Origin of the sequence: Paenibacillus silagei (assembly GCF_017874735.1) — a bacterium.
Lineage (GTDB): Bacteria > Bacillota > Bacilli > Paenibacillales > Paenibacillaceae > Paenibacillus_AQ > Paenibacillus_AQ silagei.
This window is the reverse complement of the sequence record NZ_JAGGLV010000001.1, coordinates 653,960-676,689: the sequence shown is the minus strand read 5'-3', so window position 1 is coordinate 676,689 and position 22,730 is coordinate 653,960. Positions and strand designations below refer to the sequence as shown.

Below are 22,730 nucleotides of genomic sequence, written 5' to 3'. Positions count from 1 at the left end.
GTCTTAAAAGGGTTTCATGGTTATCGATCACAGTGATTTAGAATGTTCACAGATTGTATTATTACCTGCGGTGATCCCCTCTCTTTTAAGATGGTTATCGCCAGCATCACACATTTCTTTTAATAATGGAAGGAATGTCCGGCCATAGTCTGATATTGAGTATTCTACTCTAATGGGAACCTCGTCTGCATGTACCGCGCGATGCACTAATCCATCCTGCTGCATTTGCTTTAATTGTTCGTTTAAAACTTTATGTGAGACGCCTTCACAAATCTTGAGTAAGTCTTTTGTACGCTTTTGCTCATATCCTAATTGATACAGAATAATGCTTTTCCATTTACCACTAATGATATTTTGTACCACATCAAATCCTGTATTTATTGTATTCATGAGATCCTCCTTACTTTGAAGTAACCTAGTGACTATAAAGTGCAGTATTTTCAATTGTATACGCTCCAGATAATATGATTATAACAAATCTAAGATATGGGAGGCGTTAAAATGAGTCTGCAAGATATTATTCTAAAAAGGAAATCAGTCAGACATTATGATCCAAACTATACGATTGAAAGAAAGGAAATACTTGATTCGATTGAACTGGCTGCCAAATCACCCAATGGAAATAACATTCAGAGTACACGTTATTTACTCATCGAAGATAAGGAGTTGCGCGCCAAAGTTAAACCACTTGCATATAACCAGGAGCAGGTTGAAACCTCAAGCTATTTGATTTTGATCTTGGGGGATTACCGTACTTTTCATGCTGAGAATATCTATGCTATTCAAGACAAGGCTTTGGAGAAAGGTTATTTCACTCAAGAGACTAAAACGTATTTAACAAATGCAGCCATTGGTTATTATCGAAACATGTCTAATCAAGATTATTTAAAAGAGCTGGTCCGCGATGGCAGTCTGGCTGCAATGGCCTTAGTCCTTATTTTGAACGAAAAAGGTTACCAGACCATCACGATGTCAGGTTATGATAAAGCTGCTCTTTTCGAAGAGCTCAATATTCCCCAGCATTATGAAGACATTATGTTATTAAGTGTGGGCAGAGGGATTCAAGAGGGTCATTCCACTGTAAGACATGATATTGAGGATATAACGTTTATAGATAGGGTACCTTCGTTGCTACTTGGCAATGATGGGAACCCATAATTCCTGCTCTATTTTGTCTCCTGGAGCCAAAAAATTCTCTATACAAGGGAGATTGGCAAGCTCGTATCCAGATGTAGGAAGCCATTCTGTATATAAGCGCTGCCCAGCATTAACGTTATCGTTGGGGAAAACAGCAAATACAGAGGGAGGAAGAATGAGTTCTTCCATATCGTTCGGTATATTTCCGTCATACCTACACCCCATGAGTAAATCAAAGGTATCCTCTTTAATTGCCGCGTCTTTACCAAAGATACCAAGTAACCCTTCAAGTTGGCACTTTGGATTTTCCCAGGACATGTCTATCAGCTTTTGAAGAAATCCATTTGATTGTGCTGTGGCCCACAATTGCGGAACCGTATTAAAAGCATCTTCAGTTTTTACCGTTTCCCTTTTAACTGCAAAACGGAGGTTACAATCAATATTTTCAATTCGATACTCCATCTCAGTGACTCCTTTTATGGTAATCTGAAAGGACATGCGAGGATATGCTTTCAACTGAACATTGCTTTCACGAACGGATGCAGGTGTAACGCCATGCAATTGGCGAAAGGCTCTTGTAAAAGCATCAGGGGAACTATATCCGTATTTCATAGAAATATCAGTAATCTTTGCACTATGTTTCTGTACTTCAAAAGCCGCCTTAGTAAGCCTTCTACGACGAATATATTCAGCGAGGGTAACATTGGCTAAAGATGAGAACATTCGCGAAAAGTGGAACTCGGAGCAGCAAGCAATTTTTGCAGCATAAGAATAGTTAATTTCGTTATCAAGGTTACTTTCTATATAATCAATTGCGCTGTTAAATCTGTTTAACCAATCCATATACTCACCTGCCTTTCACTAATTACTATACAGCAGCTATCATTGAAATACCCTGCAATACTTGCCTAAGTTTGCAGGAATATGATATGTATTTTGAAACGATATTGATTGAGCCATAGAGGTGAACATTATGAGTTTTGGAGAAAAAGATGCAGTACCCTTTGAATTCCTTAAGTTGGTTGGAGATGACGCAGCTTCATTGATTTGGGTAAATACGGCGAGGACTTATTATATTCAGAGTAAAAGTGGATTAAATAAGTATTTGAAAATTCAGGAAGTCGGTAAGGCCGAATCTTTAGAAAGACAAGCCCAAAGGTTATTGTGGTTATACAATAAGTTACCTGTTCCGGAGGTTCTTGATTTCGGTGTAATCGGGAATTATGAGTATTTATTAACACTTGAATTGCCAGGCGTCGAAGCTTCCAATAAGCAATTTTCTTCAAATACAGAAAAGATGATCTCTTTATTGGCACAAGGTCTTCGGAGAATTCATGAAGTTTCAATTGAAGGTTGTCCTTTTGATCATTCATTTGAACAGTTGATGAGCACTATCCAGTACAGGTTTAGTAGAGGGAACAAATTTGACTCAACGGAGCTGCAAAGAAGATTTGGTGAGGACAATGTTGAAAAGTTGCTGCTTGAAGTCAACAATTATTCTCGGGAACTCAAAGAAGATTTAGTATTCACACATGGTGACTACAGCCTGCCAAACATCATTATTGCTAATGACTCTATAAGTGGATTTATCGATCTGGGAAATTGCGGGATTGCGGACCGTTATTATGATTTGGCAGTAGCTGAGAAGAGCATTATCAGAAACTTCGGCGAGCAATGGGTCAAATTATTTTTTTCATCCTATGGTGTATCAGAGATTGATTATGCAAAAATAAGATTCTACCAAGTTGTAGAGCATTTGGTTTGGGCCTGATCATTAAGTGAACACAAGGAGGATACGGGGATGAGGATGCCAAGCGACAGCGAGCTGACATTGCTATTCGAAGGAGATGATCAACAGCTGCAGCAATTTGTTTTTGCGAACAGCGTCATTGTAGATTGGGGAGAGGAGGACGAGGAGATCGTCCGCTTGTTCGGTAAACAGCTTCCCGATGAAACGGTCGAGGTGACGCCTACGGACAAAGGACTGGATGTTACCTACAATGGACAAATGCATTCGATTGCGCTTACCTTTAGCGGAGATGACCGCTACATCACGATTCGCGGCTTTCAGGAGCTGATCCGGGACAAATACGAAATCCGGCTTTTTGAGGCCTCATATTTTTCGGATACGCACGAATTTTTGATTTTACCGAAGCGGAAGTGGGAGGAACTGGATGCCCGTTATCCGGTGCGGAGTAGGGAGATATTCCGTATCATCGATGATGAGTTGGATTTTCCGTAACTGGGCAAGTGGTTAACCAAGCTTCAGCAAGAATTCGAACAGTGTACCGGTTACCTGAAAAACATCTAAAACGGCTCAGGAAGGATATTCCTATGAACCGGGTAAGGCCATCCGCTACTACTCTGATGGAGAGATTCCGCAAATTCTAAAACGCTACTGACATTACTCTGCCAGTAGCGTTGTTTAGTTGAACCCTCTCTCTTTTTCTTAACCAACATGCGCCACAGCCCGTACCTCTACCCACTGTTCCGGGAATGCCAGGTAAGTCACCCCGATCATGCTCCCCGCCGGCCGATGCTCTCCGACATACTTTTTGAACAGTCCGATCGCGGTTTCCCCGTGCTCCTGCGCATTCGTCAGATACAGCTCCACGTAAGCCAGATTATCCTTGGTCGCTCCGAACTCTTGTAACACGGTATCCAAATTCTTCAGCGTTTGTGTCATCTGTGCCTGAATATCGCCTGCTCCAACGAAGCTGCCCTCCGCATCATGGGAGAACTGTCCCGAGATATACAGCGTGTTGTCGACAAGGTACCCCTGCGAAATCCCGTGATCCCAGAGGGTATGGTTGTATGTTCGAATGGTTGTCATTGCTTTAGCCCCTTTACTTCAAAGTAAAGCTATTATAGACTGAGCAAAAATAAAGGGATAGTACGCACAAAGAAGTGGGCTACTATCCGAAAGGATAGCGTGAACATGGGCATTTCAGATTTGAAGGGCAAAGAGACGGTGATCCAAGACACACCATTCGGTTATACGATGTCGGTGATCGGCGGGAAGTGGAAGATGGCGATTCTGTATGTGCTGTCCGCCAAACCCTCGATTCGATTCAATGAAATGCAGAGACAGCTCGGAGCGGTGACATACAAGGTTCTCAGCGCGCAGCTTAAGGAATTGGAGGCTGACGGGCTGGTGAAGCGCGTGGAGTATCCGCAGATTCCGCCCAAAGTGGAGTATTCGCTGACACCGAAAGGGCAGACCTTGCTACCTGTGTTGGAGCAGCTGTGCGAGTGGGGAGCACAGAACCGGTGAGGTTCATACATTCACATCAGCGCCAAAAGGTGATTTCCTCGCTACCCAGCCGCACGGACTCATGGCCCTCATCTTTGGCCTTGCCAATGGATAAGATCATGACTGGAACATACCTGTTGACATCCAGATCAAAGGCGCTAACGACCTGGTCGCGTTCAAAGCCTGCCATCGGATTGGTATCATACCCATGGGCACGGGCTACCAGCATCAGTTGCATCGCGAATAAACTTGCATCGATTTTGGCAATTTCGATCTTTAATTCTCTAGGTATTTGCGGATACATGCCCAGAATTTGCGCAACCTGCTTGTCGCGTATGTCTTTGGGCATTTTTCCTTGCTCCACAGCAGTATCATAGATTTTCTCTACATATAAATCGCTCTGCGTATCTCCCAAAATGATGAGCATCGCCGCAGATGTATCATTTTGCCGCGTATTGAACTGGACCAGAGGCCGAAGCTTGTCTTTCCCTTCAGGGGAGTGAACCACGATTATACGCCATGGCTGCATATTCGCAGAAGAGGGCGCAAGGCTTGCTTCTTGAATCATAGCGTGCAGCTCTTCCTCCGAAATTTTGACGTCCTCATCGTACTGTCGTATGGAACGGCGGCCGGTTAGAATGTTGACAAAATCATTATTTTGAATAGATTCCAGCATAAATGCACTCCTTCTGATGTAACCCATTATTTTGACAGTAGCGCTGCCCCGGGTTATCATATTTTTATTTTGAACTATGAACCTTGGTTTATAGCAAATATAAATGAATGATTGATTTAGAAGGAGCAGAATATGAGAGCGAATGAAGTTTCCAGGCTGACGGAATTACCCATATCCACCTTGCGCTTCTATGAACGTAAACAGTTGATTCCTGAACAGTTTATTTCGAGGGATGAAAATAATTACCGCGTATACGATGAAGGAGTGGTCACCTATTTGCAGGATGTGAGAATGCTACTCACTTTAGGTTTAACGATCCAGGACATAGTTTTACTGATCAATGAGAGCTCGTATATTAAGAAGGAAGCATTGGTAAAGGAGAAAATCAAAGAAATCCAGGAGTTAGAAGCCAAGTTGAATGCATCCCAAAAGTTTTTGGGTGATGTGCTAGAGGGCAAGGCGCATTTTCAGACCGGATGTAAATCTCAATAAGATTTCCTGTTTAATTGGCGGGGCAGCCATATTACAAGTAAGTTAAATAAGCTCATTAGGTTTCATCGTTCGCAATACATTTGAAGAAATCTCACCATTAGAGTAGTAACGAATGGCTTTCCCTTTTTCTTTGGCATATTCAATCTCTCTTCTTGTGCTACTTCCAATGTAACCATTCACATCTACTACAAATATTTCATCAGAAATATCGATTTTTCTAAAATGGAGATTTCCAAGGAGTTCAGCTTGTTTTTCAGTGATTTCAAATCCTTCACTTTGCTCAAAGAAGGCGAGGCTAATTACAATATTTCCTTGAAGGGTTAGGAATGCATTGGCCTGTTCGAAGGCCTCTTTAAACTTTGTAGAGCCACATAAAGTTATTATTTTCATGATTATTTCCTTTCATATATTTCTTGGTTAATGTATTCGTTCAATCAATTCATTATCCTTCAAAACATTTCAATCAATTCATAATGGAGGTTTTGGTATATGGTTTCGGCAACGATTTCTGGAGGCGAGGCGTAAAAGAATTCCATGGATCTTCCACCAAAGTCCGTATGAATAGCACCGGGTTCAATCAACTTTACTTGGATATTTTGGGATGCCGATTCATAAGATACGGACTCAGAAAACCCCTCTACTGCAAACTTGGACGAATGATGCATAGACATTGTAGGGAAGGTCCCTTTTTGATTCGACCGGAAATGTGGCAGCATGGCGTATCGGAGCTTTTGCATGGATGGATGTTTTGGTTACAGCGATCGTGCTTATGGGATTCATTTTGTTAGAAGGCACCAGAAAGAGAATGAAGTTTTTATGGATGCCGATTGCAGGTACGCTACTGGTAGGTCCTTCAATGGGTCTTCCCTTATTTCTGTTGCTGACGGCCAGTGATAAACCAACTTGGCACCAAAACAAGAATTGTGAGAATACATTCAATCCCAAAAACCGTTTGCAAACCGGCAACAATACTGTGTGCTCTATCTTGAATCGCAGCGGGATCAGGTGAATGGTGAAGATAACGATTGGCTCTGGATGACATGATGCCTACGAACAAAGCGATGCCAATTCCCCCGGCAATCTGTTGGAGCGTATTGTAGATGGCTGTGCCGTGGGGGACCAGGTGACGCGGAAGCTGATTCATTCCTGCTGTCTGAGCCGGCATGACGACAAACGATATGCCTAAGAATAATAGGACATGATTGAACAGAACGGAGCCTCGGGTTGTATCGCTATCGATACCGGCAAACAGCCACAGTGATAGGGCGATCATGAGCAGTCCGGGCATTATGACGAATCTCGGCCCGAATTTATCGAACAATTTTCCCGTTACAGGCATCAGTATTGCGTTCAAAATACAGCCTGGCATCAGAAGTAACCCTGTCCCGAAGGCCGTTAACTGCATCACATCCTGCATATAGATCGGCAGCAATGTCGTGGTGGCGAATAAAACCATCATGAGCACCACTATCAATACAGCTACCAAAGAAAAAGCGGGATACCGGAATACGGAAAGATCAATCAAAGGCTCTTTAATTTTGAGTTGCCGCCAAATAAGTAAGAGCAAGAAGAGCCCGCCTATAGCAATCAAACTGTAACTCCCAGGACTAGCCCCGACACCGGTCTGGCTAAAACCGTAGGTGATAAAACCAAACCCGATGGTTGACATCACAATGGATAGAAGATCGACCCGTGGTTTTGTTATTTCTGTAACATTCTTTAAATTTATGAATGCATAAATAATTGAAAACAACACGACAGGAATCACCATGTAGAACAGCCACCGCCACTCCAAGGTATCGATAACCAAACCTGACAAAGCCGGTCCGATGACAGGGGCGACCATGATGACAAGCCCCATGAGACCCATGGCAGCCCCCCTGCGTTCTGGAGGATAAAGGGCAAGAATTGTATTCATCATCAGCGGAATCAATAATCCTGTCCCGCAAGCCTGAACAACCCTGCCTATCAGCAAGACTTCGAATCCAGGGGAGACTGCACACAAGCAGGTACCTGCTAAAAATAACGTCATTGCGGACATAAACATCCGGCGAGTCGTGAACCATTGCTGCAGCAATGCGGTCACCGGCACCAGTATGCCGATCATCAGCATATAACCGGTAGATAACCATTGTATGGTTGAAGCGGTAACGTTGAACTCACGCATTAATCCGGGAAAAGTATTAGTAAGTAAATTTTCGTTAAGGAACGCAATAAACGCACCGATGAGCAGGGCGGCTAGCATCGCCCCACTCTTCATTCTGCTTGTCTCTTGAACCTGTTCGTTCATCTTCCACCTCCAGAGAATATTCATTACCAAATCTTCACCTGTCTGATTGTGCAGATTATCCTACACCATCACCTTCTAATAAGGAGTAGAAATTATCGCGGTCTTCATCATCAAATTTGCCAAGCGCCTGTACCCTGACAAATTGATGTCCGCCATACATATCGATCTCCTCACCATTACTATTGTAGAGGGCGATTCTATGGCCATCCTGATTCCGTTCCATATACCCGTAACAATCTGCCTCGGGCTCTTCCCCGAAAAAGAGTAAAAATCTGATTTTGTCCACGCTATTCATACAGATCTCCCTTCCGTATTTCTCATTAATCTGAAGACTATTTTACGTGACACCGTCTCAAATGGAAAAAGCGATATCACTCTGCATACTCGGAAATCCATTCCTATTTTAATAACATAAGGGGGTCTCCCTCGCTATGCCGCTCATTCTCAAATTATTTCTTGACGGGACGCGATTAGGGGAGTATTATAACGTGCCGGTTAACTCAACGGGGCCCTTTATAGTTTTATATCCCAAGTATTTCCTCCCTGTGTTAATATTATTGAGACAGCACGAGCCATTAAATGGATTGGAGTGGTTGGAGTGAATCAATTTCTGCAAATGGGAGCAAATATAACTTTAAGTGCCGCAAAAGGTAGCATTACGATTAGCCACGAAATCTCTACTCTGGTAGACGTTTCTTTAACAGCCTTCCTCTTAACGGATGCTGATAAGGTGCAAGGAGATAGCGGAATCATCTTTTATAATCAGCCCACAAGTTCCTCAGGTGTAGCCACGCTTTTACCAGCCGAGCAAGCCGGTAATACCAAAGTTTATAAGCTGAATTTCGACATGGATAAGGTCCCTGAAGGTATAACCAAAATAGCTGTAACTCTGACAGAGGATAACAGCACAGGATTCGCGAATGTGAAGAATCTGGCAGCAGAGATATGTACGCAAAATACGATTATTCACTTATCCCCATCCAGTTTCACGAACGAGAATGGAATTGTAGTGCTTGAATTATATCTAAGGAACGGGCAGACCAAGGTAAAATCAATCTGGCGCGGATTTGATTCCGGGCTTGAAGGGTTATGCAAAAACTATGGTGTTGAAGTAGAAGCGGATGAGCCAAGTGAGCATTCTAAACCTCAGATCATTCAAGAGCCTGTATCAAAGGAACCTGGTTCGGCTATGTCCATCAACCTTGAGAAGGTAAAGGGTAAGATCAATCTCGATAAAGGGCAGAAGCCGGTTATCATTGAGAAAACACCAGAAATTACGGCTACGGTATCTTGGGAGACTGGAACGGATTATGACATTTATGCTTTAGTCTATACAAAGGATGGAAAGCAGATTGATGTAGCTATGTTTGGTGCAACGGGAACACCTCCCCTCAAAAATTATGGTAAAGGGACAGTTGAGCATATGGGCGATGTGGGGAGAGGTAAAAAATCAAAGAAGACAGAGGTCATCAAGTTAAGACTAAGAGATGATGTTCTTGCGGTTGTTCCTGTAGTTTATTCAGCGCAATCCAATGGAACCGGTTCATTTTACAGATATAAGGTGTCCATGAGTATAGATAATCATAATGGAACCTCAGTTACGATCTCCGCCAAGAATGCAAATAATAATGATACGATCTATACCTGTGTACCCGGGATACTTCATAATACGCCAGCTGGCGTAATGATAAGTCCATTAGAGCTTTACAGTAGTCCAAATTCAGAGTATAGGCCGATTCTTAAGGTAGGGGACTCCAATATGGTAGAAGTGATCATGGATCAAGGACCTTTAAATGATTATAAATAGGTTATCGCGAAAAGCTATGACCAATCATGCCTTTTTCATATAACCTGCATTCTTTGCCCTCATGCTATACTCAGTACACTAAAAAGTTGTAAGGAGATGTAGCGATGATACCCTTTCGCAATGATCATGTAGGCAGCTTCCTGCGTCCTGCGAACTTAAGCCAGGCGCGTGAACAATATAAAGCAGGCAACATCACATATGAGGCACTAAGAGCGGTGGAAGATCAAGAGATTATCCGGATTATTGAGCAGCAGAAGGAGAATGGCGTATTCGCAGTGACGGATGGGGAATTCCGCAGAAGCTGGTGGCATTTTGACTTTCTGGGCGGCCTAGACGGCGTAGAGCTGTATGAGGAGATCGACGGACCCAAGTTCCATAATATGCAGACCCGCAAGGGCGGCATTCGTGTGGTGGGTAAGGTTGATTTCTCGAGCCATCCCTTTGTGGAGCATTTTGAGTTTTTGCTGAAGCATGCAGGTGACGCCGTAGCGAAGCAAACCATTCCAAGTCCCAACATGCTGATCTACCGGCTGGAGCCTGGGGCCAATAGTTATAACGACCGGGAGCAATTCCTTCAAGATACGATTGCGGCGTACCAAAAAGCCATTCAAGCGTTCTATGATGCCGGATGCCGGTACTTGCAACTGGATGATACAGCATGGGCAGACCTTTTCTCAGAAGCGGGTCACGATAAGTTGCGGGCAAAGGGGCTGGAACCGGCGGAAGAGCTCAAGATCATGCAGCGCATGATTAACGAAACCTTGGCTCATAAACCGGCAGACTTAGTGGTGACTATGCATATTTGCCGGGGCAACTATAAATCCAACTACTTCTCAAGCGGCGGTTATGATTATGCTTCTGAGGTCATTTTTGGAGGCTTAGACGTAGATGGCTTATTCCTGGAATTTGATGATGAGCGTTCAGGCAGCTTCGAGCCACTGAAATATGTGAACCGGCCGGATTTGAAAATCGTGCTGGGTCTGCTCACATCCAAAACAGGCGAACTAGAAGATAAAGAGTACATTAAAGCCCGGATTGCCGAAGCAGCAACCTATGTGCCCCTTGAGCAGTTGTGCTTGAGCCCGCAATGCGGCTTCTCCTCTACAGAGGAAGGCAATATTCTTACGGAAGAACAACAGTGGCGCAAGCTTCGTTATGTGAAGGAAATTGCCGAAGAAGTGTGGAAGGCAGACCAAGAGACCGTTGTTGTGGAGGCCTTCATTAATGGTCACCATGTGCCCTCCCTTTCGCAGTCAGCCAAAGAGAATCCGGCGAACCCGGCTGAAATCGTAGGCTATTTCCCTGTCACTACGAAGGAACAAGCGGTGGAAGCGATTGAAGCGGCGGCAGAAGCTTTTAAAATATGGAAGAAGACCTCGATTGATGAACGTATTACCCGGATGCGTAAGGCAATAGAGAAGATCAGAGCAGCTGAGCCGGAAATTGTCCATCTGCTGTCCAGAGAGCATGGCAAGCCCCTGTATGATGCCCATGGTGAGATTTATGTCTCGTTAATGTGGATGGAGTTCGCTTGTAATGAAGCTGCATCCGTCCTACAGGAAGAGGTCCAGGAGCATGACCATGGTACAACCATCCTGTCCTATGATCCAATGGGTGTGGTGGCAGCGATCAGTCCATGGAATTATCCGATTGCGTTATCTACGATTAAAATTGCTCCTGCCTTACTTGCGGGCAATACGATTGTGCTCAAACCGAGTCCGTTTGCGCCACTGGCGGCGGCGAAGGTAGCAGAGCTGATCGCAGGCGAGTTCCCGGCGGGTGTCATCAATGTCGTTCATGGGGATGCAGATGTAGGCGTTGAGCTGACTAGTAATCCTCTTGTCGCCAAAATCGCCTTCACAGGCGGAACCGCAACTGCCAAGCACATCATCAAAGCAGCTTCGGAAACGATTAAGGATATGACGCTGGAGCTGGGCGGCAATGATGCGGCGATCTTCCTGGATAGCTTTGATGTTCAAGATGAGCGGGCCATGCGCCGGATTGTCATCTCCAACTTCCTGACCACAGGCCAAATCTGCATGATCGCCAAACGTGTATATGTTCACCGTTCTATCTATGATGCTTTTGTTGAAAAATATATTGAGGCGGCTAACCGCTGGATTCGCATCGGTGATCCCTTTGATGCCAATACGACAGTAGGTCCGGTGAATAACCTGAAGCAGAAGAATTACGTGCAGGGTCTGATTGAAGATGCACGCCAGCGCGGAGCTAAGGTCATTCCGCTCGGCCAGATTCTGGACCAACAGCAGTTTGAACAAGGATACTACCTACAGCCGACGCTTGTTCTGGACTGCGATTACCATGATCCGATTGTGGTGGAGGAGCAGTTTGGTCCTACCGTTCCAATTCTGCCATTCGACGATGTAGAGCAGGTGATTCATCTGCACAATGAGAGCATCTATGGATTGACGAGCTCGGTCTGGGGGCGGGAAGAGGAGGCCGTCTTGGTCGCACGTCAGCTCGAAGCGGGAACGACCATGATCAATACAGCTGCTGTGCAAGGGCTCGATGTCCGGTTCCCGTTCGGTGGCTTCAAGCAGTCCGGGATTGGCCGTGAATACGGCGCAGAGGGCATCCGTACGTATACAGAGCTGCATGTGATCAATGTTCCGAAGACACTGGATCTTCCTTATATCCCAGAGTGAACAAAACACCTTCAAGAGAATGAGCTCTGTCGTAAGATAGAGAGATCCTTGGAGGTGTTTTTTGCGTTGGCAACTAGAGTGAGTTACCCGGTAGTAATAAAGACGGAAGCCATTGAAATAAGAACGGGCAGTTTTTTGGAGAAACCTGATATCATTAAGGAGCGGGACTGCTCAAAGTACGGGTTAAAGGAGATAAAATCATGAAGAAAAAGATTGCGTGTTTACACGCCCACTATTCAAATATCCAGTATATTCAAAACGCTCTTACCTCTGATGGGTTGGAATTGGTTCATTTTGTGGATCCTGGTTTGATGAGTAGAATTACATCAGATAAAAATTTCGATGAAGGACAAGCCAAAAATAAAGTCATCGAACAAATAGAATGGATATCACAAGCAAGTGTTGAGGCTATTCTTATCACATGTACTAATTATATTGCTCTTCTTGAAGAAAACCGGCTTCATACATCTATTCCTATAATAAAAATTGATGAGCCTTTCTTTAGTTCGGTCTGCAGTATTACAGAACCACAGGTTCTATTATTCACTAATCCAGCAACCGTCGCAGGGACAATGAGCAGGCTTAATGAATTTGCTTCTATACAGGATAAGCCAATTCATATTGAGGCACGTGTCATAGAGAATACATTTGAGCTAATCATGCAAGGTAAAAATGAGCAATACGTTGAAGAATTATCAAAGTACATAAAGGGGATACTTGCATCAGAAAAAAACAAGAAAATTTCTGTTGCACAATTATCTATGGTGGAATCAGCCGTTAAAGTTGAGCAAGAGTTAAATGTGAAAATCGGGAATCCGTTGGATTCACTGATAATACATTTCGAGAGCTTGTTGCTCAACTAACGGGGAATGTGAATGTTAGGCAGACAACATTAAACCGATCAAAATCCTTAGTGGACTTTGATCGGTTTATTCTGTATTTTTCCAAAGAAAAATCGAACGAAATATTCTTTATTCCCCAATATATAGTGTAAGACCGAAGGGAGGGGTGATGAATGGAGCATCCAAAAGAATATTCTCAGCTCATTATGCTTACGCTAGCCGGCAGTCGTGAAGCATTTAGTGAGCTATATGAAGCTACGATTAGGGATGTATATCAAACCGTTCATTTCCTCGTTCGCGAAACAACTGAGGTGGATGATATCGTTCAGGAGATTTATATTCAAATGCGCAGATCTCTTGGCCATTTTGACATCAGTCGTCCCTTTAGACCCTGGCTTATGGGAATAGCAGTGCGACAAATTCATGCCTACCGGAGAAAGAGATGGACGCATCTCCGAGTTCTTAAGAAGGCAGAGCAGGTCAATTTGGTGGTGGAGCCTGAATTCACAAATAAGGTTGTGGACAAGATCTCCAACCACTCCTTGCTTGCTAGCGTAGATAGTCTTCCGTATAAGCTGAAGCAGGTGATTATTCTGCATTATTTAAATGAATTATCGCAGGAAGAAAGTGCTGCAATCCTTGAGATCCCTCTGGGTACCGTGAAATCCCGTATTCATGCTGCACTGCGCAAGCTTCGTCAGAAGCCAGAGAATCAGACTCTTTTTAAGGGAAAGGTGGAGGATCTGCATGAATTTCAATGAAAAGCTGCGAACAGTTCTGCAGGAAGAGGCCAGAAATTTAAATGCCCCACCGGAACTGAAGGAGAGAATACTAAATCAGACCGTAACCGGACAAGGGGGAAGACGAATGAAAAAGAAGTGGATCGTAGCAGGCGTTTTGGCAGCTACTTTATTAATTCCTACTGGAGCGTTTGCCGGATATCATTATCTGGCGAATAGTATGTATGGTTCGAAAGAAGCAGCAGCTACGATTGGCCTAAGCCAGCAGAAATATGAGGAGTTAGAGGCTAAGCTGCAGAGGTTGAAGCATAATTTTAGCGAGGAAGAAGCTGCCAAGGTTATGTCCTTATTGAAGGAATTAGGCGATTACAATCTGCTGGCGGCAGATTCCAAGGGGATTTTTCACATAGAACAGCTTGATGCAGAAGAACAGAAGGCTTACCAGAAATTACTGGTGGAGCTTGAACCGTATTTCAAGGAAATGAACGAAACGGATAAATCCAAGACAAAGGCATCTGGCACAGATCGTGGCGCTTTCTGGGATAGCTTGCTTGAGAAGGCTGAACAGAGGCTTACAGAACAGGAGTATAGGGAGCTTGAACCCATAATAAATCAGTTAAAAAGCTATGATGCCAAGGTAACTGATCCAGACGGAAGTGTTCATATGGATCGGCTGTCGACAGAAGAAATTCAAAAGCAAGAGAAGTTATTGGAGGCGCTCACCCCTTACGTTAATAAGCTGGACATAATGGTTAAAACAAGCTCTTAACCCTTACTCCCTCAGTATGGCTTGAAAACCAGTCATTATGATCCAAAACTCGCAGAAGCTTTATTTACCAGCAAACCGACCATAGAGCAGGGTAGGTCGGGAGGGTGCGTAAATGGGCTTTTGCGAGTTTTTTGTGCTACAAAATTTCTTAGCAAAAAACTACATGAAGCCGATAGATAAAGAAGAAGAAATGAGTAGGAGAGGGATACTCTTGGCTAATTTTTCATGGAATCACCAAATGAAAATGAAGTACATCTTTTTATTCCTGGGGTTACTATTAGTTGTTCTATCAGGCACACGCTTATTATGGATGGAGTTGTTTGGCGGTTTACAACAGGATTCGATAAAAAACGGGGAACTCCATTTGCGTAATTGGAATGCAGAAGACGGGCAGATTGTTTTGCTTGACGGGGAATGGGAATTGTATTCCTCACATTGGTTCAAGGATGGCAAAAAGCAGCAGGGCTTGGCCTTGAGTGAGCCAAGGATGATTCAAGTTCCAGGGGGATGGAATCAAGCTGTGCATCCCGGGACCTCTACTCCATATGGATTTGGCTCGTACCGCTTACGAATATATGTGAATCCGCAGCAGGATCTCAACTATAGTATTCGTGTGCCAAGTATACGCACTTCGTCGGAAGTATACGTAAACGGCCGGTTACTGGCTAAATCCGGGCGGGTAGCGGATTCGGAAGAAGCCTCTATCGCTAAGAATCTTCCGTATTCTACAACCTTTAGGGCCGACAAAGATGGTGTAATCGAATTGGTAATTCAAGCGTCCAATTATGTGGATAGCCGGAGCGGTGGCATTGTCCGGTCTATTAAATTCGGGACAGAAGAAGCAATTACCCAGGAGATGAAACTTTCGGTATCTATGCAGGTTCTGACAACGGTTATCTTTCTGATCCATTCTGCCTATGCGTTTATATTATTTGTATTGGGTAACAGGCAGACAAAGTTGCTGTATTTCTCTTTACTGACATTCTCTTTCACACTAAGCGGTGCGTTAAGCAGTGATGAGAAGCTGTTCCATCAAATCATTTATATCGGCAACGTATGGGATTTCCGGCTATCCAATGTAGCTTTTTTAGTTGGAGCCTATGCATTATTGGAGTGTACGAATCATCGCGAACTAGCTCTTTGGCACAGAATATATCCTGTATTTAGGGCACTGATCTTGGGGACCGCAGGGATTACGCTATTGTTGGATACATATCAGTTAACCAGCATCTTCCCTGTGTATAATCTGCTAGGCGGTACTGCTGGAGTCGTTGCAACGATTGCGATCTGTAGAACAGTGGTCAAGGATATGAGAGGGAATCTGTTATTGTTGTTCTCCATCCTTGCGTTGATCCATCATGTGATCTGGATGCTCTTCTGGCGGGAGGGCGGTTATAATCTTCTCTATTATCCGTTTGATTTGATTATTTCAATGGGGTGTTTGGCCTCAGTATGGTTTAGGAATTATTTTAAAATGTACGAAAACACGAATGAGCTAGCAACAACCTTGCAAAGAATGAATGATCATAAGGATCAATTCCTGGCGAATGTTTCACATGAGTTCAAAAATCCGCTGCACAGCATGCTCAACCTATCACAATCTGTTATGAAACGGGAACAGCATGTAATGCAGGCAAGAAGCATCAAAGAGCTTGAAACTGTTTCTTCTGTAGGGCACCGGCTAACCTTGATATTAAACGATTTGATTGATGTGATGAGCCTGCGGGAAGGCAATCCCCGTATCAGCAAAAAGGTTATACCGATCCAGCCGATCGTGACGGGAGTCCTTGATATGCTGCAATTGAATGCAGAGGTGAAATCTATACAAATTACAAATCAAATTCCTGAAGATTTTCCTCTGGTCCATGCAGATGAGAACCGGATTATTCAGATCCTCTTCAATTTACTTCATAATGCTGTGAAATACACAAATGATGGAGTTATTTTGATTTCGGCTTATGTAAACGACGGGAGGGCTTATATCGTTGTTGCTGACACCGGAATTGGAATGGATGAGGGCATGCTTAAATGCCTATTCCATCCATACGAGCAAGCCAACACAACGGAGACCATGATTGAAGGCGGCTTCGGGTTAGGGCTGAGTATAAGCAAACAACTGGCGGAGCTTCATGGGGGTACATTGGATGTAACCTCCATTAAAGGAGAAGGTTCGCAATTCAGCTTCTCTTTACAACTGGCAGGCTTGGAAGCGGAGGCGGAGAGTGCGCCGGCGAAATCTTTTGAACCGTTACCCATATCTGCTGTGGCAATTCAAGAACCTGTTCCAATGATCATGGACGGCGCCCCCCCCCTGAGTGATGAGACACCGGCAACGTTCTTCAAGATGGATTCCGACCGTCCGGTTCTATTAATTATTGATGATGATCCTGTTAACCTTCAAGTGCTTGAAGCCATACTGCCACCAGACGAATATGATACAACCATGGTAACCAGTGCCAGACAGGCGTTGGCTATTCTGGGTACGAAGGAATGGGATGTGGTAATCTCTGATATCATGATGCCGATGATGTCCGGATATGAACTGACACGAAGGATTCGTGAGCGATTTACCTTCACAGAGCTTCCTGTTCTGCTTCTTACTGCAAGAAGCCAGCCACAGGATATACATAGCGGTTTCCTGGCGGGAGCAAACGATTATGTGACGAAGCCGGTAGAAGCCATAGAACTTAAATTGCGGATACAGGCGCTAACGACGATTAAGCAATCCATTCGGGAACAGCTGCGACTAGAAACTGTATGGCTGCAAGCCCAAATTAAGCCTCATTTCTTGTTTAATGCTTTGAATGCTATATCAGCATTAACGGATATTAATCTGGAGAAGATGCGTGATTTGCTTGATGAATTCACTAATTATCTGCGAAACAAATTTAAATTCCAGAACATTGAAAGTCTTGTTCCGGTTGCAGAAGAGCTGAGTTTAGTGCGTTCTTATTTATATATTGAACAGGTGCGGTTTGAAGAGAGGCTGCAGGTGATTTGGGAGATTGATGATCACAGGTGCATCAAAGTCCCGTTTCTTACGATTCAGCCTCTCGTTGAGAATGCAATTAAACATGGAATCATGAAGCGCAAGCGTGGAGGCAGCATTGTCATACGTATTTCCTTCGTGGAGACCCGGGCAGAGATCACAGTTAAAGATGATGGGGTCGGAATGGATGAGGTTCAATTGCAGCAATTATTGGAAAGGCGTAAAAGCAGTAGTTCCGGCGTCGGATTAATCAATACGGATCAGCGCTTGAAGCGGCATTTCGGAACAGGCCTTCATATCACAAGCGCGCTGGATGCAGGGACAACGGTAACTTTTCACGTTCCGCTCAGCAGTAATGAATAACAACGATGAGATCGGCCGGAAGGATGAAGCTGAAACGGTACCGTCCTTTAAAAGGACGGCAATGCCGTTTCCACTTGTACAGTTTAGTTTCGTTCGCAGCGTTAATGTTATCCACATTTCGTTATCCACGCGATTTAGACTTCGGCTTCTCCAACCGGCTACGTTCACGCATAGCGTTGATTTGTCTGGCATGTCTTTCGTCCCGGCGGCCTTGTCTCGTTCGGAGTTGGCTCAGCATAACGAGCAGGCCCAGGGTGCCGAGTACATAAGAGACGATGGGATTCACTTCATTCCACAGGTTGACCCCGGCCAGAAGTAATACTGCGCCAATGATGGTGGCAATTAACCGCTGTGTATTTTTATTCTGCGTCTCGATTAATTTTTGCTCGAGGGAGCTCGCCAGCTTGACCCTTAAGCCTCCGCTATCCATTTTATCGATTGCAGACATGAACTTCTTGGTCGTTGGAAGGATGTCTTTGAGCATATTCTTGCCATCCTCTACAACTTTGGAGATGACACTTCCCCGCAGATCCCTGCGCACCACCTGTTCCACATAAGGCTTAACCGTCCCGACCAGATCAAGGTCCGGGTCCAGTCCGGTACAGAGGCCGTACACGGTGCCTATGGCTTTGCCCAGGAATGTGGTATTGGCAGGTAATTGAAAAGGCTGGGAGTAGAGGAAATTACGCAGTTCTTCCACATTGTCGCCTGACGTCACAAAACTCAGATCGAACGTATCGCCGTTGATTTGTTCGAATAATAACGTAAGATTCCTGGAGAAGACCTCCAGATCTACATTGCGTCTTAAAAATCTCAACCGGTTCAGGGCATCGATGGCACCGTGGGCGTCTTTTAAATATACGGCCAGCAGAAGGGCTACCATCTGGGTCTTCATATCACGGGCGATCCGCCCGACCATTCCAAAATCAATCAAAGCGATGGTGCCGTCAGGCTGCACGAGCACATTGCCAGGGTGGGGGTCAGCGTGAAAAAGCCCGTTCAATAGAATCTGTTCCACGAAGATTTCAATCAGCGATGTCGCCAGTTGGGTCCGGTCCACACCCCAAGCGTCGAGTTTGGCAAAATCATTGATTTTGACACCCTCCATAAATTCCATGGTCAGCACCTGCGATGTAGTACAAGACCAATGAATGTGTGGAATCACGAGATCCTTCCGGTGGGCTAGCTGCTGCTTGAATTCTTCGGCATTACGCCCTTCTTGCTGATAATCGAGTTCCTCCATAATGGTGTCATGAAACTCATCATACACCGCATCAAGGTCCATGAAGTCAGTAATCAGCTTCTGGCGCTTCAATAACGAAATAGCGACCTGAATGGATTTCCAATCAATCGCGATAATGTCCTCGACCCCGGGCCGCATCACCTTCACGGCGACTTGCTCACCTGTCTTCAGGGTGGCCCGGTGGACCTGTCCGAAGGAAGCTGCTGCAATAGGAGTCGCGCTGAACTCAGCATACATCTTGCTGATGGATACCCCGAGTTCACGCTCTACCTTCTGCTGGATCTCAGAGAAATCTACAAATTCTACAGAATCCTGCAGCTTGGACAATTCATCGATCACTTCCTTCGGCAGCATATCCACCTGCGCACTCACATGCTGCCCAAGCTTGATAATTAGCCCGCCCATATCCATGGCGGTTGTCGTGAAATACGCTGCCTGCTTGCGGTATAAGGCCCGTTGCTTCGCTGCAAAGCGCCGCCTTGACATCAAGAACTTCAGCTTGCCCAGCCACCAGAAATCCCAGGCGAACTTGAAAATCATCCGCATGGTTCTTCTGAACCTTGCATCCTTCATTAATTTCAGGAATTCGCTCATACTTGTTCATCTACCACAGAGTTATTATGCTGCATCCCAAATCTCTCCTTCTAATCTTCCATGTGCCTAATTGTATGATATTTCATACCAGACAGATATACAATTAAAGGCTTGGGCGGCTAGGCGATGATGGCGCAGGTTCGTCCCTGAATGCCCGGCGGCCGAGCAAGCCGACCACCAAAGCCAGCGATGTCAAAACCGCCGCCAGCAGATACAGGTTGACGATCCCGAACCGTTCGGCCAGTCCCGCCATGACCAGCAGCGAGATGCAGAACACCAGATGCAGCAGCGAGGCTTGCGCCGACAGCACCTTAGGCAGCATCTGCTTACTGGTGCTGCGCTGGATGAGGGTACGCCGGTTAATCACCGACAGCTCCGCGAACGGTCCCATCAGCAGGACAAGCACCAGCGCTATATATGGCTGGGTAGTCAGAGCGTACACCATGGTGAGGAAGCCGTAGCCTGCCATACCGATGAGCATCGCCCCCAGATAACGGTTGCCGATGAGACGCACTGCCGACAGGACCAGCAGCCCGCCGCCGACCGTTCCTGCGAAATAGGCTGCGTTAATGAAGCCCCACCACTCTTCGCCTTGCTTCAGCGCAACCTGGACGAAGGCCAGTGTGAATGCACCGACCCAGACCGAGCCGCCCAGCATGTCGATAATGTCCATGAAGGTCAGCATCCGCAGGCGGGGCATACGCCAGATGACTTGCCAGCCTTCGGTCAAGGTCTTCCACTTCGAAGCGGATGGGGGTACCGGCTCCAAGCCCGCCGGCTGCCCCTGCATCTGAGCCATTGCTTCTGCTGGCTCTCTCACTCCAAGCGAAAATGCGGCCGCCAGCCCATAGATGGCCGCTGTCAGCAGCAGCGCCGGGCTGGGCCCAAGGAATGCGACCAATAGGCCGCTCAGTCCCCAGCCCGCAAACTGAACGACCTGATCGCTAACGCTGATCAGACCGTTGGCTTGAAGCAGCCCCTCCTCCCGCGTTACGAGCCGCGGCACCAGCGCATTGCGGGCCGGAACGGTCCAGCCGTCGAGGAAGGACATGACGAAGACCAGAGCAAAGACAAGTGTGAGTGAAGCAGCCGCACCGTTAAGCTGCAGATACAGAGCCAGCAGCACAAACAGCAGGAACTGGCCTGTCTGTGAGATCAGCAGCAGTGAGGGCAGCTTGATCCGGTTGATGAGCAGCGGCGCAATGAAGCCGCTCACCATCTGGGCCGAGCTGCGCATCAGCGGCATCAGGGCCGCCGAGACAAGGGAATCCGTCCGGTCCAGCACCAGCACTGTCAGGGCCATAATATACAAGACATCGGCAGCATTCGCCGCCGTCTGGGTCGTCCATAGATAATAGAAGGAACGTGTTAATAACCGTGGTCTCAAGAAATTCCGGGCCTCCATTTCTGCATCCATAACGTCAAATGTAAGATAAGGATAACAATAATGGAAATTTAAGATTTTGACAAACCTCACTAAGGGAATATGAAGCCGTTAGATTGTTCATTTCATATGACGGGTTAACGCCCAGAATATCAGAGCCAGAGCACTGGCCATTGCACCGAGCAGACACACTCCGTTCCAGCCCGAGTATGCATACATACTGGTAGATGCAATCGATCCGGTGGCGCTGCCAATCGAATAGAAGACCATATAACCGGCAGTAAGCCTGCTGCGGGCTTCCGGGCGCAGATGAAGGATCATGCTCTGGTTGGTGACGTGTACGGCTTGTACGGCCAGGTCAAGAAGGATAATCCCAATGATTAACGCGAGCAGCGAATGCGGAGTATAACTGATTGGCAGCCATGAAAGAAGCAGCAGAGTCAACGCCACGCCGGTGGTCTTTTGCCCCAAACCCCGATCGGCCAGACGGCCTGCCCGCGCTGCTGCTAACGCCCCGGTAACTCCGGCGAGACCAAACGCTCCAATCGCGGTATGTGACAGGGACAGCGGCGGAGCACTGAGAGGCAGCACCAGGGAAGTCCACAAGATACTGAACGCGGTGAAAATCAGCAGGCATAACACAGCACGGACTCGCAGCAGCCGTTCCTCTGCGAACAGCGTGAACAGTGAACGGAGAAGCTGCGGATAGGATAAGGATTCTCTCCGGGGCTCAGACTGCGGCAGCACCCTGAACAATACACCTCCCATGATTAACGTGAGTCCTGCGGAGACAAGGTAGACCGAACGCCAACCGGCCAGATCCGTTAACGCGCCGGCGAATGTCCGCGCCAGTAGAATCCCAATGACAATTCCGCTGGTCACCACACCGACCGTGCGCCCGCGTTCGTCCGGGGCAGCCAGAGTTGCTGCGAACGCAACGAGTGTCTGGGTCACTACCGCAAGTAATCCAACCGTAGCAATGCCTATGAATAACACCATGCTGGTGGGGGCAGTGCCCACAACAACCAAAGCCAGCACGGATACCAGCATCTGTCCGGCAATCAGCCAGCGCCGACCCAGCAGATCACCCAGCGGCACCAGCAACAGTAGTCCGATGGCGTAACAAATCTGAGTCACTGTAATCACGATGCCGACGGAAGAATGCGTAATCCCGAATTCGCTGGAGATCGCGTCCAGTAAGGGCTGGGCGTAATAAATGTTGGCTACCGCCAGTCCGCAGGTGATGGCAAATAAGAGCGCAACCTTACGGGTCATTAAAGATGCAGATACTGGTTCTGCTGCTACGTCATTAAATTTCGGTTCTTTCACAAAGCCCGCCAAACATAACGCCTCCTTGGATATCTCGATTTAATAATATACCGATCGGTATGTAATAATCCTTGATAAATATAACGCCAAGCAAAATTAACTGTCAAGGGGAACTGGGGTGGAAGATATATAGAATGGTCTGATTGACAGGAGGAT

At 46.0% G+C, this 22,730-nt stretch carries 22 protein-coding genes and 2 pseudogenes; 13 read left to right on the top strand and 11 right to left on the bottom strand.

Features of this window, described 5'->3' with window-relative positions; genetic code table 11:
* Window positions 1-27 precede the first annotated feature (27 nt).
* On the bottom strand, window positions 28-390 hold the full coding sequence (locus J2Z70_RS02925) for a winged helix-turn-helix transcriptional regulator (RefSeq protein ID WP_209869083.1): 363 nt from the start codon (window positions 388-390) through the stop codon (window positions 28-30).
* Between the two features lie 111 nt (window positions 391-501).
* Here J2Z70_RS02925 and J2Z70_RS02920 point away from each other — a divergent pair, with 111 nt between their 5' ends.
* Window positions 502-1,158 carry a nitroreductase family protein gene (locus tag J2Z70_RS02920; RefSeq protein ID WP_209869081.1) on the top strand — a complete coding sequence of 219 codons (657 nt, stop codon included), beginning with the start codon at window positions 502-504 and terminating at the stop codon, window positions 1,156-1,158.
* On the opposite strand, the gene J2Z70_RS02915 is transcribed toward J2Z70_RS02920, so the two are convergent.
* On the bottom strand, window positions 1,132-1,980 hold the full coding sequence (locus J2Z70_RS02915; protein WP_209869078.1) for an AraC family transcriptional regulator: 849 nt from the start codon (window positions 1,978-1,980) through the stop codon (window positions 1,132-1,134). The genes J2Z70_RS02920 and J2Z70_RS02915 overlap by 27 nt on opposite strands.
* Window positions 1,981-2,110: 130 nt before the next feature.
* Here J2Z70_RS02915 and J2Z70_RS02910 point away from each other — a divergent pair, with 130 nt between their 5' ends.
* A complete protein-coding gene (locus tag J2Z70_RS02910; RefSeq protein ID WP_209869075.1) occupies window positions 2,111-2,908 on the top strand; it encodes an APH(3') family aminoglycoside O-phosphotransferase in 798 nt (265 codons plus the stop codon).
* Between the two features lie 30 nt (window positions 2,909-2,938).
* On the top strand, window positions 2,939-3,379 hold the full coding sequence (locus tag J2Z70_RS02905) for a hypothetical protein (RefSeq protein ID WP_209869073.1): 441 nt from the start codon (window positions 2,939-2,941) through the stop codon (window positions 3,377-3,379).
* Window positions 3,380-3,586: 207 nt separating this feature from the next.
* Here the strand turns inward: J2Z70_RS02905 and J2Z70_RS02900 are convergent, their stop codons facing one another.
* Window positions 3,587-3,970, bottom strand: a complete 384-nt coding sequence (locus J2Z70_RS02900; RefSeq protein WP_076085715.1) for a RidA family protein — start codon at window positions 3,968-3,970, stop codon at window positions 3,587-3,589.
* A 105-nt stretch (window positions 3,971-4,075) separates the two neighbouring features.
* Here J2Z70_RS02900 and J2Z70_RS02895 point away from each other — a divergent pair, with 105 nt between their 5' ends.
* A complete protein-coding gene (locus J2Z70_RS02895; RefSeq protein WP_209869070.1) occupies window positions 4,076-4,411 on the top strand; it encodes a winged helix-turn-helix transcriptional regulator in 336 nt (111 codons plus the stop codon).
* Between the two features lie 16 nt (window positions 4,412-4,427).
* Here J2Z70_RS02895 and J2Z70_RS02890 read toward each other — a convergent pair whose 3' ends face one another.
* Complete coding sequence (locus tag J2Z70_RS02890) at window positions 4,428-5,066, bottom strand: nitroreductase family protein (protein WP_209869067.1); 639 nt, start codon at window positions 5,064-5,066, stop codon at window positions 4,428-4,430.
* Between the two features lie 132 nt (window positions 5,067-5,198).
* Here J2Z70_RS02890 and J2Z70_RS02885 point away from each other — a divergent pair, with 132 nt between their 5' ends.
* Window positions 5,199-5,558, top strand: coding sequence for a helix-turn-helix domain-containing protein (locus tag J2Z70_RS02885; protein ID WP_209869064.1), 360 nt, complete (start codon window positions 5,199-5,201; stop codon window positions 5,556-5,558).
* Between the two features lie 42 nt (window positions 5,559-5,600).
* On the opposite strand, the gene J2Z70_RS02880 is transcribed toward J2Z70_RS02885, so the two are convergent.
* Together J2Z70_RS02880 and J2Z70_RS02875 are read right to left on the bottom strand one after the other, a co-directional pair.
* Window positions 5,601-5,948: a hypothetical protein gene (locus tag J2Z70_RS02880; RefSeq protein ID WP_209869062.1), complete on the bottom strand. Its 348-nt coding sequence runs from the start codon at window positions 5,946-5,948 to the stop codon at window positions 5,601-5,603.
* 59 nt (window positions 5,949-6,007) lie between these two features.
* Window positions 6,008-6,229: an SDR family NAD(P)-dependent oxidoreductase gene (locus J2Z70_RS02875; RefSeq protein WP_281068109.1), complete on the bottom strand. Its 222-nt coding sequence runs from the start codon at window positions 6,227-6,229 to the stop codon at window positions 6,008-6,010.
* A gap of 68 nt (window positions 6,230-6,297) precedes the next feature.
* Between J2Z70_RS02875 and J2Z70_RS33835 the strand changes: the two are divergent.
* Window positions 6,298-6,381: pseudogene (locus J2Z70_RS33835) on the top strand (DUF2834 domain-containing protein); the annotation flags it as partial.
* A 45-nt stretch (window positions 6,382-6,426) separates the two neighbouring features.
* Here J2Z70_RS33835 and J2Z70_RS02870 read toward each other — a convergent pair.
* Window positions 6,427-7,848: an MDR family MFS transporter gene (locus J2Z70_RS02870; protein WP_209869056.1), complete on the bottom strand. Its 1,422-nt coding sequence runs from the start codon at window positions 7,846-7,848 to the stop codon at window positions 6,427-6,429.
* Between the two features lie 55 nt (window positions 7,849-7,903).
* Window positions 7,904-8,143 carry a hypothetical protein gene (locus J2Z70_RS02865; protein ID WP_209869054.1) on the bottom strand — a complete coding sequence of 80 codons (240 nt, stop codon included), beginning with the start codon at window positions 8,141-8,143 and terminating at the stop codon, window positions 7,904-7,906.
* 303 nt (window positions 8,144-8,446) lie between these two features.
* Between J2Z70_RS02865 and J2Z70_RS02860 the strand changes: the two genes are divergently transcribed.
* From J2Z70_RS02860 to J2Z70_RS02830, 7 genes and pseudogenes are all read left to right on the top strand, one after another.
* On the top strand, window positions 8,447-9,655 hold the full coding sequence (locus J2Z70_RS02860) for a TerD family protein (protein WP_209869052.1): 1,209 nt from the start codon (window positions 8,447-8,449) through the stop codon (window positions 9,653-9,655).
* Between the two features lie 104 nt (window positions 9,656-9,759).
* A pseudogene (locus J2Z70_RS02855) lies at window positions 9,760-10,842 on the top strand (5-methyltetrahydropteroyltriglutamate--homocysteine S-methyltransferase); the annotation flags it as partial.
* Complete coding sequence (locus J2Z70_RS02850; RefSeq protein WP_209869336.1) at window positions 10,834-12,321, top strand: aldehyde dehydrogenase family protein; 1,488 nt, start codon at window positions 10,834-10,836, stop codon at window positions 12,319-12,321. The pseudogene J2Z70_RS02855 and the gene J2Z70_RS02850, both read left to right, overlap by 9 nt.
* Window positions 12,322-12,521: 200 nt before the next feature.
* Window positions 12,522-13,184: a hypothetical protein gene (locus tag J2Z70_RS02845; RefSeq protein ID WP_209869050.1), complete on the top strand. Its 663-nt coding sequence runs from the start codon at window positions 12,522-12,524 to the stop codon at window positions 13,182-13,184.
* A gap of 152 nt (window positions 13,185-13,336) precedes the next feature.
* Window positions 13,337-13,924, top strand: a complete 588-nt coding sequence (locus J2Z70_RS02840; protein ID WP_209869048.1) for a sigma-70 family RNA polymerase sigma factor — start codon at window positions 13,337-13,339, stop codon at window positions 13,922-13,924.
* A complete protein-coding gene (locus J2Z70_RS02835; protein WP_209869046.1) occupies window positions 13,911-14,672 on the top strand; it encodes a DUF3600 domain-containing protein in 762 nt (253 codons plus the stop codon). The genes J2Z70_RS02840 and J2Z70_RS02835 overlap by 14 nt, the downstream gene beginning before the upstream one ends.
* Before the next feature lie 238 nt (window positions 14,673-14,910).
* Entirely contained in the window at window positions 14,911-18,024 is a 3,114-nt protein-coding gene (locus J2Z70_RS02830) for an ATP-binding response regulator (RefSeq protein WP_209869334.1), read from the top strand.
* A 121-nt stretch (window positions 18,025-18,145) separates the two neighbouring features.
* Here the strand turns inward: J2Z70_RS02830 and J2Z70_RS02825 are convergent, their stop codons facing one another.
* The 3 genes from J2Z70_RS02825 to J2Z70_RS02815 all read right to left on the bottom strand — a co-directional run bounded on the left by J2Z70_RS02825 (window position 18,146) and on the right by J2Z70_RS02815 (window position 22,520).
* Window positions 18,146-19,861, bottom strand: a complete 1,716-nt coding sequence (locus J2Z70_RS02825) for an ABC1 kinase family protein (protein WP_209869044.1) — start codon at window positions 19,859-19,861, stop codon at window positions 18,146-18,148.
* A gap of 103 nt (window positions 19,862-19,964) precedes the next feature.
* Window positions 19,965-21,248, bottom strand: coding sequence for an MFS transporter (locus J2Z70_RS02820; RefSeq protein WP_245367914.1), 1,284 nt, complete (start codon window positions 21,246-21,248; stop codon window positions 19,965-19,967).
* Between the two features lie 117 nt (window positions 21,249-21,365).
* Window positions 21,366-22,520 carry an MFS transporter gene (locus J2Z70_RS02815; RefSeq protein WP_209869333.1) on the bottom strand — a complete coding sequence of 385 codons (1,155 nt, stop codon included), beginning with the start codon at window positions 22,518-22,520 and terminating at the stop codon, window positions 21,366-21,368.
* Window positions 22,521-22,730: the final 210 nt, after the last annotated feature.

Coding starts and splice junctions, on each gene's coding strand:
- J2Z70_RS02925 (WP_209869083.1), bottom strand. CDS start 390: ATGAATACAATAAATACAGGATTTGATGTGGTACAAAATATCATTAGT.
- J2Z70_RS02920 (WP_209869081.1), top strand. CDS start 502: ATGAGTCTGCAAGATATTATTCTAAAAAGGAAATCAGTCAGACATTAT.
- J2Z70_RS02915 (WP_209869078.1), bottom strand. CDS start 1,980: ATGGATTGGTTAAACAGATTTAACAGCGCAATTGATTATATAGAAAGT.
- J2Z70_RS02910 (WP_209869075.1), top strand. CDS start 2,111: ATGAGTTTTGGAGAAAAAGATGCAGTACCCTTTGAATTCCTTAAGTTG.
- J2Z70_RS02905 (WP_209869073.1), top strand. CDS start 2,939: ATGAGGATGCCAAGCGACAGCGAGCTGACATTGCTATTCGAAGGAGAT.
- J2Z70_RS02900 (WP_076085715.1), bottom strand. CDS start 3,970: ATGACAACCATTCGAACATACAACCATACCCTCTGGGATCACGGGATT.
- J2Z70_RS02895 (WP_209869070.1), top strand. CDS start 4,076: ATGGGCATTTCAGATTTGAAGGGCAAAGAGACGGTGATCCAAGACACA.
- J2Z70_RS02890 (WP_209869067.1), bottom strand. CDS start 5,066: ATGCTGGAATCTATTCAAAATAATGATTTTGTCAACATTCTAACCGGC.
- J2Z70_RS02885 (WP_209869064.1), top strand. CDS start 5,199: ATGAGAGCGAATGAAGTTTCCAGGCTGACGGAATTACCCATATCCACC.
- J2Z70_RS02880 (WP_209869062.1), bottom strand. CDS start 5,948: ATGAAAATAATAACTTTATGTGGCTCTACAAAGTTTAAAGAGGCCTTC.
- J2Z70_RS02875 (WP_281068109.1), bottom strand. CDS start 6,229: ATGTCTATGCATCATTCGTCCAAGTTTGCAGTAGAGGGGTTTTCTGAG.
- J2Z70_RS02870 (WP_209869056.1), bottom strand. CDS start 7,848: ATGAACGAACAGGTTCAAGAGACAAGCAGAATGAAGAGTGGGGCGATG.
- J2Z70_RS02865 (WP_209869054.1), bottom strand. CDS start 8,143: ATGAATAGCGTGGACAAAATCAGATTTTTACTCTTTTTCGGGGAAGAG.
- J2Z70_RS02845 (WP_209869050.1), top strand. CDS start 12,522: ATGAAGAAAAAGATTGCGTGTTTACACGCCCACTATTCAAATATCCAG.
- J2Z70_RS02840 (WP_209869048.1), top strand. CDS start 13,337: ATGGAGCATCCAAAAGAATATTCTCAGCTCATTATGCTTACGCTAGCC.
- J2Z70_RS02835 (WP_209869046.1), top strand. CDS start 13,911: ATGAATTTCAATGAAAAGCTGCGAACAGTTCTGCAGGAAGAGGCCAGA.
- J2Z70_RS02830 (WP_209869334.1), top strand. CDS start 14,911: ATGAAAATGAAGTACATCTTTTTATTCCTGGGGTTACTATTAGTTGTT.
- J2Z70_RS02825 (WP_209869044.1), bottom strand. CDS start 19,861: ATGAGCGAATTCCTGAAATTAATGAAGGATGCAAGGTTCAGAAGAACC.
- J2Z70_RS02815 (WP_209869333.1), bottom strand. CDS start 22,520: ATGACCCGTAAGGTTGCGCTCTTATTTGCCATCACCTGCGGACTGGCG.